Annotated in this window: 11 protein-coding genes, 1 tRNA gene and 1 pseudogene; 9 read left to right on the forward strand and 4 right to left on the reverse strand. The window is 60.8% G+C overall.

Annotated elements, in window-relative coordinates; all coding sequences use genetic code 11:
* Positions 1-445 (reverse strand): thermonuclease family protein (locus M6D32_RS06445; RefSeq protein WP_298254517.1); only part of this gene is annotated, 445 nt, incomplete at its 3' end.
* 101 nt (positions 446-546) lie between these two features.
* Entirely contained in the window at positions 547-1,248 is a 702-nt protein-coding gene (locus M6D32_RS06450; RefSeq protein WP_298254519.1) for an MgtC/SapB family protein, read from the reverse strand.
* A gap of 241 nt (positions 1,249-1,489) precedes the next feature.
* On the opposite strand from M6D32_RS06450, the gene M6D32_RS06455 reads away from it, so the two are divergent.
* The 5 genes and pseudogenes from M6D32_RS06455 to M6D32_RS06475 form a co-directional block, all read left to right on the forward strand.
* A complete protein-coding gene (locus M6D32_RS06455; RefSeq protein ID WP_298254521.1) occupies positions 1,490-3,505 on the forward strand; it encodes an acetyl/propionyl/methylcrotonyl-CoA carboxylase subunit alpha in 2,016 nt (671 codons plus the stop codon).
* Positions 3,506-3,636: 131 nt separating this feature from the next.
* Entirely contained in the window at positions 3,637-4,503 is an 867-nt protein-coding gene (locus tag M6D32_RS06460) for an isocitrate lyase/PEP mutase family protein (protein ID WP_298254523.1), read from the forward strand.
* Positions 4,500-4,799 (forward strand): acylphosphatase, encoded by a 300-nt coding sequence (locus tag M6D32_RS06465; protein ID WP_298254525.1) that lies wholly within the window; start codon positions 4,500-4,502, stop codon positions 4,797-4,799. Before M6D32_RS06460 ends, M6D32_RS06465 begins: the two co-directional genes overlap by 4 nt.
* Positions 4,800-4,823: 24 nt before the next feature.
* The gene (locus tag M6D32_RS06470; RefSeq protein ID WP_298254527.1) at positions 4,824-5,660 is read left to right on the forward strand and encodes a class II aldolase/adducin family protein; all 837 of its coding nucleotides are present in this window, start codon (positions 4,824-4,826) and stop codon (positions 5,658-5,660) included.
* Positions 5,661-5,679: 19 nt separating this feature from the next.
* A pseudogene (locus M6D32_RS06475) lies at positions 5,680-5,880 on the forward strand (4-oxalocrotonate tautomerase); the annotation flags it as partial.
* A gap of 163 nt (positions 5,881-6,043) precedes the next feature.
* On the opposite strand, the gene lipB reads toward M6D32_RS06475, so the two are convergent.
* Entirely contained in the window at positions 6,044-6,766 is a 723-nt protein-coding gene (gene lipB, locus M6D32_RS06480) for a lipoyl(octanoyl) transferase LipB (protein ID WP_298254529.1), read from the reverse strand.
* Between the two features lie 67 nt (positions 6,767-6,833).
* Here lipB and M6D32_RS06485 point away from each other — a divergent pair, with 67 nt between their 5' ends.
* Positions 6,834-7,076, forward strand: coding sequence for a FliM/FliN family flagellar motor switch protein (locus M6D32_RS06485; RefSeq protein ID WP_298254531.1), 243 nt, complete (start codon positions 6,834-6,836; stop codon positions 7,074-7,076).
* A gap of 441 nt (positions 7,077-7,517) precedes the next feature.
* Positions 7,518-7,602 (forward strand) — tRNA-Leu (locus tag M6D32_RS06490).
* A gap of 83 nt (positions 7,603-7,685) precedes the next feature.
* Here M6D32_RS06490 and M6D32_RS06495 read toward each other — a convergent pair.
* On the reverse strand, positions 7,686-9,482 hold the full coding sequence (locus M6D32_RS06495) for an NAD(P)/FAD-dependent oxidoreductase (protein ID WP_298254533.1): 1,797 nt from the start codon (positions 9,480-9,482) through the stop codon (positions 7,686-7,688).
* Between the two features lie 589 nt (positions 9,483-10,071).
* On the opposite strand from M6D32_RS06495, the gene M6D32_RS06500 reads away from it, so the two are divergent.
* On the forward strand, positions 10,072-11,298 hold the full coding sequence (locus M6D32_RS06500) for an ABC transporter substrate-binding protein (RefSeq protein WP_298254535.1): 1,227 nt from the start codon (positions 10,072-10,074) through the stop codon (positions 11,296-11,298).
* A gap of 410 nt (positions 11,299-11,708) precedes the next feature.
* Positions 11,709-13,358 (forward strand): AMP-binding protein, encoded by a 1,650-nt coding sequence (locus M6D32_RS06505; RefSeq protein ID WP_298254538.1) that lies wholly within the window; start codon positions 11,709-11,711, stop codon positions 13,356-13,358.
* Positions 13,359-13,527 lie beyond the last annotated feature (169 nt).

Here is a 13,527-nt window from a genome sequence, read left to right on the forward strand (position 1 = left end):
AGCAGCCTTTCCAGAGTCCTCGGCGATTTCTTTTGGCCTCGGCCTCGTCGTGGCCGAACCGGCTTTGTCCTGCGGTCGCGGAATTGATGGCGAGGCCGTGATGAACCATGAGCTGGTTCAGGCTGGTGGCGTCATCGCCAGCGGTGCAAATGCCGACGTGCCATTTGTTGTACGTCGTGTCAGGCCCCAAATCCTGGCAACGGACGTCGCGGTTGCCGATCAAGGCGATGAATTGGTCACGGGCCTCGGTGCCGCACGCCCAGCTATCGGCATGGTCGTCGATGCAGACCTGGTCGGGCGCGGGAGCAGCAACCCCACCGAGCCGGTAGGTTACCCCGCCAACGGCGATGGCGCCCGCACTGCGGACGATGGGGTCGGTGGCGAAGCAAGGGCTCGCCGCGAACACCGCCAAGGCGAGGACAAACCCGGGGATAAACCGACGCATGATCGAACACTGTCAATGAAAGGCGTAACGAGTTCGGTCAACGCCTAACACATCCTGACGCCCAATGCTGCGGTCTTGTCGCCACGGCGGGCGGGCCGCAGTCAGGGCGAGTTGGCCGGCTGGTCTTTGGCCCTTTTGACGATGCTGACTTCGCGCACACCATCCAGCTCTTTCAGCTTCTCCGGGTAGGCCGCGATGTCCTGTGAGGAAACCTTGCTCAGCAGCACCAGGAGATTGTCGCTGCCTTCCGGATTCCTGTTTTCCACCAGAAAGCGCTTGATCTGGCCGGTTCGCAAACCGAGGGTTTCCTTCAGGAGTTCGGGCGTCAGGCTGCCGTTGTCGACCTCTATCTTGAGCTGGCAGCTCTGATTGCGCGACCGGTAGGCTTCCTCGAGCGGCTTGATGCCGGCCAGGATAATCAGGATGATAATCGTTGAGGCGCTCGCCGCCAGATAAAGGCCGCCTCCGACGGCAAGCCCGACGGCGGCCACAGTCCAGATGCTCGCAGCCGTGGTGAGGCCCTTGACGATCTCGCCGCGCGCCAGAATGGCGCCGGCGCCCAGAAACCCGATCCCCGAGACGACTTGGGCTGCGACGCGCGACGGGTCAAGTACGACGTTCTTCTCGGTGAGGATGTTGGCAAAGCCGTATTGGGAGACGATCATGATCAGGCAGGAGCCGACGCAGACCAGCATATGGGTGCGGATTCCCGCCGCCCACAGCAAGCGCTCGCGCTCAAAACCGATCAGGCTGCCCAGCGCCGCCGCGGTCACCAGGCGGAGCAGCATTTCCATGTTGGACATCGGCAGCCTCCAAGCTCGATAACTGCTTTTTATCGCGGGCGGAAAGGCCGGTCTATATCGCGAGCCCGCGCGTTGCCGGCGATTCCGGCAGTCCCCCAAGCCGCGCAGCAGGACTGCAAGCGGCGCGGCTTTTTTCGACACATAGACCGTTGCCTTGGCCCGGTTTTGCTGTACGACGGAATGGTGACGCCCCTCGATCTATGTGGTCCAGTCCCAAAAGGTTCGCAAGCAAAGCCCGCAAATGTTCAAACGAATTTTGATCGCCAACCGCGGTGAGATCGCCTGCCGGATCATCAAGACGGCCCGCCGGATGGGAATCGAGACCGTCGCGGTTTATTCCGAGGCGGACCGCGATGCCCTGCATGTCGAAATGGCCGACCACGCCGTCCTTATCGGCCCGCCGGCTGCGGCCGACAGTTATCTGGTGATCGACAAGATCGTCGAAGCCTGCCGCAGTACGGGAGCGGAGGCCGTCCATCCCGGCTACGGGTTCTTGTCCGAGCGCGAGGCCTTTCCGCGCGCGCTGGAGAAGGCGGGCATCGTCTTTATAGGCCCCAATGCGGGTGCGATCGCTGCAATGGGCGACAAGATCGAGTCCAAGAAGGCGGCCGCGGCCGCCAGGGTTTCGACCGTTCCCGGTCATCTCGGTGTGATCGAAGACGACAAGCAAGCGGTGAAGATCGCGGAACAGATCGGCTTTCCCGTAATGATCAAGGCCTCCGCCGGTGGCGGCGGCAAGGGCATGCGCACCGCCCATTCCACCGCAGAGGTCGCCGAGGGCTTCAACCTTGCGAAAGCCGAAGCGAAATCCTCCTTCGGCGATGACCGCGTCTTCATCGAAAAGTTCATTGTCGATCCCCGCCACATCGAAATCCAGGTGCTTGGCGACAAGCATGGCAACGTGATCTATCTCGGCGAACGCGAGTGTTCGATCCAGCGGCGTAACCAGAAGGTCATCGAGGAAGCGCCATCGCCGCTACTCGACGAGACCACGCGGCGCAAGATGGGCGAGCAGGCCGTCGCGTTGGCGAAGGCCGTGAAGTACGATTCCGCGGGCACCGTCGAATTCGTCGCCGGTCAGGACAAGAGTTTCTACTTTCTGGAAATGAACACGCGCTTGCAGGTCGAGCATCCCGTGACCGAACTCGTCACCGGCGTCGACCTGGTCGAGCAGATGATCCGCGTGGCCGCCGGCGAGAAGCTCACGCTCACGCAGAAGGATGTGACGCTAACCGGTTGGGCGGTTGAGTCGCGCCTTTATGCCGAAGACCCCTTCCGCAATTTCCTGCCTTCGGTCGGACGGCTGGTGAAATACCGGCCGCCGGCCGAAAGCGAGAAGGGCGGCGTCACCGTGCGCAATGACACCGGTGTGCAGGAGGGCGGCGAAATATCGATCTATTACGATCCGATGATCGCCAAGCTCGTCACCCACGCGCCGTCGCGTGCGGCGGCGGTGGAAGCTCAATCGATGGCGCTCGATGCATTTTATATCGACGGCATTCGCCACAATATTCCGTTCCTGTCCGCGCTGATGAACCATCCGCGCTGGCGCGAGGGGAGACTTTCCACCGGTTTCATTGCCGAGGAATTTCCGCGCGGTTTTGCCGCGCGCGCGCCGGAAGGCGAGGTCGCACGGCGGATGGCCGCGGTTGCCGCCGCCATTGATCACGTGCTTGGTGAGCGCAAGCGGCAGATTTCGGGCCAGATGATCGGACGGCCCGTGTATCGCGAGCGTCGGCGCGCGGTGTGGCTCGACCGCGAGGAAATCCCGCTTGAGATCGCTCGTCAGGCCGATCATCTCGTCATTCAGTTCGTCGGAGCCGATGACGCGACGGGCCATCCCCACCGCATCGACTCGCTCTGGAAACCCGGCGATCCGGTCTGGCACGGCAAGATCGATGGCCTGGCGGTTGCGATGCAGGTGCGGCCTGTTCTGAACGGTTTCCGCCTGTCGCACCAGGGTTTCGATGTTGCCATTCAGGTCTTCACCGAGCGAGAAGCGGCCGCGGCAAAGTTGATGCCCGTGGCCTCGGTCTCCGATTCCGGCAAGAAATTGCTGTGCCCGATGCCGGGCCTTGTGGTCTCGATCGCAGTCAGCGAAGGCCAGGACGTCAAGGCAGGTGAGACGCTCGCCGTCATCGAGGCGATGAAGATGCAAAACGTGCTGCGCGCCGATCAGGACGGCACCGTGAAGAAGGTTTACGCGACCGCGGGCGCGACGCTGGCGGTGGATGCGCTGATCCTGGAGTTTGCCTAACGCGTCATTGCGAGCCAACGGGTCGCGCGAACGCGCGCCCGATGACAGGCTCCGCGAAGCAATCCAGGCGGCGCAAGAGATTCTGGATTGCGTCGTCGCTGCGCTCCTCGCAATGACAACGAGGAAAATATATGGCCTTTCGTCAACGCCGCGAAGCGCTGCGCTCCATTCTCGCGGGATCGGCCTGCATCCGTCCGGGCTCTGTCTACGACGCGATTTCGATCCGGATCGCGGAAGATCTCGGTTTCGAGCTTGGCATGTTCGGCGGCTCCATTGCGTCGCTTGCGGTGCTCGGCGATCCGGATATTGCGCTGATCACGCTCACCGAGCTTGCCGAACAGATGCGGCGAATGTCTCGCGCCTCGTCACTGCCGGTTCTGGTCGATGCCGACCATGGCTACGGCAACGCGCTGAATGTGCGCCGGACCGTCGAGGAATTGGAGGCGGCTGGCGCTGCGGGCCTGACGATCGAAGACACACTGCTGCCTCAGGTTTACGGTGAGACGAAGACCCAGCTGATTTCGCTGGAGGAGGGTGTCGGCAAGATCAAGGCGGCGCTGGATGCGCGGCAGGATCCATCACTCGCTATTGTCGGGCGCACCGGTGCCGTCTCGATCACCTCGCTGGACGACGCGATCGTGCGTGCCAGGGCCTATGAGGCCTGCGGCGTCGACGCGTTGTTTTTCACCGGCATCAAGGCAAAGTCGGAACTGGCGGCGATCTCGACTGTGACGCGGCTGCCGATCATCCTCGGCGGCGCGCCGGAAGCGATGTCCGACCTTGGTTATCTCAGGGAGCAACGGGTTAGAGTGGCGCTTCAGGGCCATGCGACGATCGCGGCTGCGACGAGAGCCGCCTTTGAGACGCTCAAAGCGTTGCGGGAGGGAACGCCACCGAAGGCTTTGACCGGCCTCGCATCCGCGGATCTGACCGCGCAGGTGACACGCGAGGCCGAGGTAAAAACGCGGCTGGCTAACTTTCTCGGGATCAAGCGATGAGCGGCATTACCCGGCAAGTGGTGATCCGCGGCAGGGTACAGGGCGTGGGTTATCGGGCGTGGGTTGAACACCAGGCGCGGCGGCTTGGCCTGCATGGCTGGGTGCGAAACCGGCGCGACGGCAGTGTCGAGGCGGTGTTCGATGGCGTCGAGGATGTTGTCGTCAACATGATTGCGTCTTGCCGGAAAGGGCCGGTATCGGCGCGGGTCGATGATGTTACGGAGGAAGCCGCGGATACAGACGCACTGGGATTGCGGCACTCGGGAGAAGCGTTTTCGGTTCTGCCAACAATTTAAAAAAGAGAATGCAGGGAGAGATCAATGACAAGAAGATTTGTCGCGCGATGGACGGGCAGGATAACGCGCTTGGGCTTCCTTATCGCTGTTGCACTGCTGGCGGGCCGCGCTGAAATCTCGGCACAGACGCCATCCGCTTCGCTGCCCGGCGCCGATCCGGCTTTGCTCGAGGACATCGCGGTTGGCAGCCGTATCCTGGCTGATTTTGGCGTGCTGGACGGCTTTGGCCATGTCAGCGCGCGCAGTCCCACCAATCCAAATCACTTCCTGATGTCCCGTTCGCTCGCGCCCGCGCTCGTGACCCCGGACGACATCATGGAGTTCGATCTCGACGGCAACCCGGTCGACGCGCGCGGCCGGAAGGTGTTTCTGGAGCGCTTCATCCACGCCGAAATCTACCGCGCGCGGCCGGACGTGATGTCGGTGGTTCACACTCATTCGGCAGGCGTGATTCCGTTTTCAGTAAGCAAGGTGCCGCTGCGCGCGATGTATCACAACCCTGCCTTTCTTGCGCGCGGCGTGCCGGTCTGGGATATCCGGAAAGACTTCGGCGATACCAACATGCTGGTCAGCAATGCCGCGATCGGCAAATCGCTTGCGACCGCACTCGGCGACAAGGCGGTGGTGCTGATGCGCGGCCATGGCGATGTCGCGGTCGGGCCATCGGTCAAGGCGGCCGTATTCCGAGCCTACTATACCGACGTCGATGCCAAGCTTCAGGCGCAGGCGCTCGCGCTGGGCGGTGAGCCAAATTACCTGACGCCGGGCGAGGGCGAGAAAGCGGACAAAACCAATCTGGTCGTGATCGATCGCATCTGGAACTTGTGGCGGATGAAGGTGCTGCCGACGCTCGCCAAATAGTCGGCCGTTCTGATTGCTTACCAACACCAAGGACGAAAAGGCCGCCTACATCGCCGCCATGTTCGCGCGCATGGGCGAGCTTCTGGGTCCGCTCCATAACGAGAGCTACCTGCATGTCGACGAGGTGAAGGGCGATGCTTACGGTTTCGGTGGCCTGACGCAGGAGCGGCGCTACATCGCCGCCAAGCTCGAGGTCGCGCCGCAAAGCAAGGCGGCTTGAGCTGCGCTCATATTTGCTTCGGGCCAGTGGTCCGATTCTAGCATTCGCATCCCGTTACAGCGACCACCGTTGCGAATGTTAGAATCCAAGGACCACTGGCAAATGTTAAATTCCAGTGGAGTTTTGGATTTGACGTTCGCTTTGCGAGTCGGCGGCCTAAGGGCTAGCGAACGTCAAATCCACTCCACTGGGGTTCGAGCACTTCCTCGAACGCCTGCCGGAGCGCAATATCGACGTCGGCGGTGGTCGCGGTGAGGCCGAGATCGGCGAGGCTGGTGACGCCGTAGCGCGGGTCAGTCACCCCGCAGGCGATAATGCCCTGGAAATGCTCGAGCTCGGGCTCGACGTTGATCGCGATGCCGTGGAACGACACCCATCGCCGCAAGCGCACCCCGATGGCGGCGATCTTGTCCTCATGGCCTTTGCCCTTGTCGGGCCGCGCGACCCAGACGCCGACGCGGTCCTCGCGCCGTTCGCCGCGGACGTTGAAGGCCGCGAGCGTGCGGATGATCCACTCCTCAAGGCTTGCGACATAGGCGCGGACGTCCGGCCGGCGCCGCTTCAGATCGAGCATCACATAGGCCACGCGCTGGCCGGGGCCGTGATAGGTGAGCTGGCCGCCACGGCCGCTGTGGAAGATCGGAAAGCGAGGGTCGAGCAGGTCGGCTATCTTGCCGCTCGTTCCGGACGTGTAGAGAGAAGGGTGCTCCAGCAGCCAGACCAGTTCGCCCGCGCGGCCGGCAGCGATATCGGCAACACGCGCCTCCATCGTGGCCACGGCTTGCGGGTAAGGAATCGGGTGATCCGAGATCAACCACTCCACCGCCGCCCCGCCGGGGCCTGGCGAGAAGGCTGATAAATCGAGGCTTTGGCGATCGTTAACCATCGGCTAACCATAACGTGGTGATCTCGGGATACGCGATTTTGCGCTTGTCCGTGTGGTAGTCTGTCCAGTGCCAACCCTCGATAAAGTCAGCGTCGACCTCATGGTGGTTCTGGGAACCACGACAATGCCGATTCATCAGGTCATGCGGCTTAGCCGCGGCGCCATCATCGAACTCGACGCCACCGAAGCCGACGAAGTCAAGATCCTTGCCAACGCGCTGCCGGTCGCCTCCGGGGTCGTGCTGGTCGATCGCAACCGGATCGCGGTCGAAGTCAAGCAAATGCTGTCGAAAGCCGTCGGCAGCCGTTGATTCGGCTAGTGGAATGGATTTGATAGTCGCGACCCCGCTTAGCCGCGAGTGCGTCAGGCGAATGTCATATCCGAAACTCCACTAGAAGCCGATATTTTGCCAGTTCGGTTTAGAATTTGAAAATTCCTTTCAGTTTCGCGGTAACCTCGTCATAGGAACTTCAAATTCTAAACCGCACTAGAATCACATAATTGGCTAATGCTCCTTTGATTCCGAAGTTCGTAAACGTGGAGCCGCAATATGGTACGAACTTCGGAATCGGAGCACTAGCGGTCCTGCTAATTCTAACATTCGCAAAAGCGGCCGCCGAGAAGGGATGCGAATGTCAGAATTGGACGACTAGCCTCGCAAAATCGCCAAATCGATGCCATCCCGGCCTTGTCGGCGTATGGCCGATTTGTTACATCGGCGCCGTCGCCGTGCATCGCGGCCGGCATTTAAGCGCTCGTGGCGGAATTGGTAGACGCGCTGCCTTGAGGTGGCAGTGAGTAACATCGTGGGGGTTCGAGTCCCTCCGAGCGCACCATACCCGCGTGCAATTACCTGAATCTACGATATTTTTTTCGGAAATGACCGCGCAAAGCCAGCGCGATCGACGTCCTCCTGGCGCTAGCTCTTGTGATGGACCGCTTGCAGGCCATAGACCGGTGTCGGGATGCCCTCGTAGCGCGCCTTCAACTGCAGGGAAAGGAACTGCGAGTAATGGCGCGACTGGTGCAGATTGCCGCCGTGGAACCATAGGCCATCCTGCTGCGTCGGTTTCCACATGTTGCGCTGTTCGCCTTCCCAAGGACCGGGGTCCTTGGTCGTATTGGAGCCGAGTCCCCAGACCTTGCCGACTTTGTCGGCCATTTCCTGGTTGATGAGATCGGCGACAAAGCCGTTCATCGAGTTGTAGCCGGTGGCGTAGACGATCACATCGGCGGGCAATTCCTTGCCGTCGTCGAGCTTTACGCCATTAGGCGTGATTTCCTCGACTTGGCCGGCCACCAGCTTGACCTTGCCGTCGATGATGAGCTGCGAGGCGCCCACGTCTATGTAGTAGCCGGAGCCGCGACGCAGGTATTTCATGAACAGCCCGGAATCGTCGTCACCGAAGTCAAGCCGGAAACCCGCCTTCGTCAGCCCCGCATAAAAATCGGCGTCGTCCTTGCGGATCTTGTCGTAGACCGGCTTCTGCAACTCATTCAGGATCTTGTATGGCAGCGAGGCAAAGATCAAATCAGCTTTCGCCGTCGTCATGCCGCCGCGGGCGGCGCGCTCGGAGTAGAGATCGGCGATGGATTCCATCAGCGAATCCGAGCGCACGATGTGGGTGGTCGAGCGCTGCACCATAGTCACATCGACGCCGGCCTCGTATAGCGCCGCGCAGATGTCATGCGCGGAATTATTTGAGCCGATCACGACCACCTTCTTGCCTTTATACCGGTCGGGACCTGGATGGCGCGAGGAATGGTGCTGCTCACCCTTGAAGCTGTCTTTGCCCTTGAGTGGCGGGACGTTTGGTTTGGCGGACATGCCGGTCGCAAACACCAGCTGCTTCGGCTTGAGTGTGATCTCCTCGCCACCACGTTCAACGACGACGTTCCATTCCTTTTTGGCGTCGTCCCAGCTCGCGTGTTTGGCCGTGGTGCTGGTCCAGTAGTTCAGCTCCATGACCTTGGTGTACATCTCCAGCCAGTCGCCAATCTTGTCCTTAGGCGAGAACACCGGCCAGTTCTTCGGGAAGTCGATGTAGGGCAGATGGTCGTACCAGACCGGGTCATGCAAGCAGAGCGATTTGTAGCGCTTACGCCAGGAATCGCCAGCGCGTTCGTTTTTCTCGATGATGATGGTGGGCACGGCGAGCTGGCGCAACCGCGCGCCGAGCGCGATGCCGCCCTGGCCGCCGCCGATGATGAGCACGTAGGGGTCGGTCTTAATGCCGAGCTGCTCGGCTTCCTCGTCTCGCAATTCCTTCCAGGTTTTTGTGCCGGGATTGACGCCGTGCCGGGCTCCGAGCGGCCGGGTATAGCCCGCCTTTTCTTCGTAATCCTTCAGCTCGACCATGGTTGTCAGCAGCGTCCAAATCCGCCCGTTCTGCACACGGATCAGGCCGTGGCCGCGTGAGGCGCCAGTCTCGAACGAGATCCAGCATTCGGTAACGCCATCGGTCTCCGTTGCGCTTTCCCCCTCGGCGATCTTCCAGTTGCGTGGCTTTACGCGCGCAAGGCAAGAGCCAAGCATCTCTCGCACTTGATCGCGGCCTTCCATGGTTTTGATGTTCCAGGTGAAGGCAACGAGATCGCGCCAGTAGCATTCCGGCGCGAACATCTCTACAGCGGCGCCGGTATCGGCTGCCGCAAGTGCCGCATCGAATTTGTCAAGAAAGCCTTGGATGCGCGCGTTGAGCGTAGTGTCGAGCATCATGTCCTCCCTGCCTCGTTTTGCGCTTTTCTGCCGATGCAATAAGCTTATACCAACTGTCGGATGAATCCAGACTTGCGCAGTCCGATTTCCCGCAGGCTTTTTGCGCTCATCACCGTTCACCCACCAAGATACGGATTGGCTTACCGACGACATTGCAATTGATGCCGCGGGTTCGGAGAGTCTGACCCGTTGCAGAAAGTCCGCGGGCGGTGAAGGCCATCAAGATATTCGGATGCATGCCAACCATCACGAAGTCGTCGGTTAGTTGGGAGGGCGAGACGTATCTGGGTGGTGGAGGCCGAAAGTATATCATCGCTAATAGGGCTCGGACGTTAACGCTCTTGCGTTGATGTCGATCCGGCCGCGAAATTCCGCCGTCCGCACTGGCGCGATTCTTCCATTTTCATTCCAAAACGACCGGGTCCTGAACCACGACCTGGATGCGCGCGACCCCACCGCCAAGCTCCAGTCGAGGCCTTTTGTTATTGCGGGGATTGGCCGGAGGGTATTGGATGAGTACAGGAGCCGCGCAAGAGCCCCCACTCCAAAACAGTCGGCGCACTCAAACCAAATCAGGGAGACCGAAATGCCCACGATTCAATGGCGATTCGGAGCGCTTTCTGCTGCCTTCGCTATACTCGCCGCCAGCGCGACGCTCGCAGAGGAAAAGAAATACGACGCCGGGGCCACCGATACCGAGATCAAGATCGGTAACATCGAGGCCTACAGTGGTCCGGCATCCTCATATGGTGTGATAGGTAAGACCGAGGCGGCCTACTTCAACAAGATCAACGCGGAAGGTGGCATCAACGGCCGCAAGATCAACTTCATCTCCTATGATGATGGCTATTCGCCGCCCAAGACGGTTGAGCAGGCGCGCAAGTTGGTGGAGAGCGACGAAGTCTTGTTGATCTTCAACTCGCTCGGCACGCCGCCCAACTCGGCGATCCAAAAATACATGAACTCGAAGCAGGTACCGCAATTGTTCGTCGCCACCGGCGCCACTAAGTGGAACGATCCGAAGCACTTCCCCTGGACCATGGGCTGGCAGCCCTCCTACCAGAGCGAGACGCAAATCTACGCAAAATACGTCCTGAAGAACCTGCCAAACGCCAAGATTGCCGTGCTCTACCAGAACGACGACTACGGCAAGGATTATCTCAAGGGCTTGAAGGACGGGCTCGGTGCAAAGGCTTCGACGATGATCGTAGCCCAGGAGGGCTACGAGACCACCGAGCCGACTATCGACTCACACATCGTCAACCTGAAGGCGTCGGGTGCTGACGTGTTCGTCGATTTGTCGATTCCGAAGTTCGCGGCCCAGGCGATCAAGAAGGCGACAGAAATCGAATGGAAGCCGATTCACTTCCTCAATAGCGTCAGTTCGTCGGTCAGCGCGACGATGAAGCCGGCCGGATTCGATAACTCCCAAGGCATCATCTCGTCGGCCTATCTGAAGGACCCGACGGATCCCCAATGGAAGGACGATCCCGACATCAAGGCTTGGAACGCGTTCCTCGACAAATATTATCCGGAAGCCAACCGCAGCGACGCCTTCGTGGTCTACGGCTATGCCGTTGCGCAGAACATGGTCTATGTCCTGAAGCAGTGCGGCAACGACCTGACGCGCACCAATGTCATGAAGCAGGCGGCAAGCATGCACAATCTGGTGGTCGCCGGCCTGTTGCCTGGTCTCACGATCAACACCAGCGCCACGGATTTCGCGCCGATTTCGCAATTACAACTGATGCGCTTCAAGGGCGACACCTGGGAGCGGTTCGGAGACATCATCAGCTCGGACGCCCGTGATTAGGCTATGAAACAAAAGGTCAGCCATCCGACTACCAAGCGACGCGGGACATGCGCACGCGTGTTTGGGCCAAGGGCAGAAATTTTCCGCTCGGCCGACTTGGAAGCTGTCTGGTGTGCCCGGCATGCATCGGAACGTGATCTTTGGGCGACTACCAATGGTGCGGGCAGTTATCAGTAGGCAATTGGTGAGTAGCAGCGAGGAGCTACCCGAAACTGCGCCGCAAAAAATAAATCGTCGGTCGTCGAGATCGATCGACGGCCGCTTTCGCCAACGCGCCAAGTTTGTAGATAGCAGCTTGATGGATTTGCCGCGTGTTTGCGATCAGATCGCGATAAGAGCGACCACAGGGACGACGACGTCTTCCAGAGGCCGCAGAGCTCACTCCGACAGGACAACAAGCGAGAAACGCCATGGACGACACTGGACTATCCCCAAATCTCTCACGGGTTCGCGGTGCTATCGATGCACCGCTCAGCGATCTGACGATCCCTGAATTGTTCGCAGATACCGTTGCACGGTTTCCCGACCGGCTCGCCGTGGTTTTCCGCGAGCAAGGCGTGCGCTGGACCTGGCGCGAATTCCAGGACGAGGTCGATCGCTTCGCCGCCGGGCTGCAAACGCTCGGCCTCAACTGTGGCGACAGGGTCGGGATCTGGTCGCCCAATCGCGCCGAATGGGTGGTGACTCAATTTGCCACCGCGCGCCTCGGGCTCATCCTCGTCAACATCAATCCCGCCTACCGGTTGACGGAACTGGAATATGCGCTGCGGGTCTCCGGATGCCGCGCGGTCGTGTCCGCCGTGCAGCTGAAGACGTCGAAGTACCTGGAGATGCTCCAGACCGTGCGTTCCAATCTTCCGGCGTTGCAGTGGATCGTGCAAATGGGCGATATGCCGGCGCCTGGCATGGTCAGCTATGCGGAAGTCATGGCGTCGGGCAAGGACATTCGGGCGGAGGACCTGTCGCTTGGCTGCCGCGATCCGATCAACATCCAGTTCACCAGCGGCACCACCGGCAGTCCCAAGGGCGCGACGCTGACCCACCATAACGTGGTCAACAATGCGCGTTTTATCGCCCGGGCGATGAACTTCACCGAGGTCGATCGCCTCTGCATTCCGGTGCCGCTTTACCACTGCTTCGGCATGGTGCTCGCCGTGCTCGCCTGCGTCAGCACCGGCGCGGCGATGGTGTTTCCGGGCGAGTCGTTCGAGCCCGGCGCGACGCTGGCCGCTGTTGCCGCTGAGCGTTGCACCGCGCTGCACGGCGTGCCGACGATGTTCATCGCCGAGCTCGGTCATCCGGATTTTGCGACGTTCGATCTGTCAACGCTCCGCACCGGCATTATGGCGGGCTCGCCGTGCCCGATCGAGACCATGAAGCGGGTGGTGGCCGAGATGAGCATGAGCGAAGTTACTATTGCTTACGGCATGACCGAAACCTCGCCCGTCTCGTTCCAGAGTTCGACCAAGGATCCGCTCGAGCGCCGCGTCACCACGGTCGGACGCATTCAGCCGTGGCTGGAGGCCAAGGTCGTCGATCTCGAAGGCAACACCTTGCCGTGGGGCGTCACCGGCGAGCTGTGTGTGCGCGGCTATTCGGTGATGCAGGGCTACTGGGAGGACCCCGCGCGCACCGCCGAAGTGGTGAAGGACGGCTGGATGCACACCGGCGACCTCGCGACCATCGACGACGAGGGGTACTGCAACATCGTCGGCCGCGCCAAGGACATGCTGATCCGCGGCGGCGAGAATGTGTACCCGCGCGAGATCGAGGAGTTCCTCTTTCGCTTCCCGAAGGTGCAGGCTGTCCAGGTGTTCGGCCTGCCCGATGCCAAATACGGCGAGGAGGTCTGTGCATGGGTCGTGCTCAAGCCGGGCCAGACCTGCACGGCCGAGGAAGTGCGCGAGTTCTGTCGCGACCAGATCGCACATTACAAGGTGCCTCGCTACGTTCGCTTCGTCGAGGAAATGCCGATGACCGTCACCGGGAAGTACCAGAAGTTCGTGATGCGCGACCGCATGATCGACGAGCTCAAGCTTGGCGGCGCGAAGACGGCTTGAGCCGTTCGCTCGTCAGCTGGCTATAAGGGCGATCGCGATGCTTGAGTTGTTGCCCGCATTCCTGCATCCATATCTTTGCGGCGGCGAAACTCATCTGGCGAGAGCGGCTGGCCGCAGCCTAAACCTCCCGATGCGACTAACGCCGGGCCTCGATTTGCGCTAAATGGAT

The sequence above is a fragment of the Bradyrhizobium sp. genome (assembly GCF_027307225.1).
Lineage (GTDB): Bacteria > Pseudomonadota > Alphaproteobacteria > Rhizobiales > Xanthobacteraceae > Bradyrhizobium.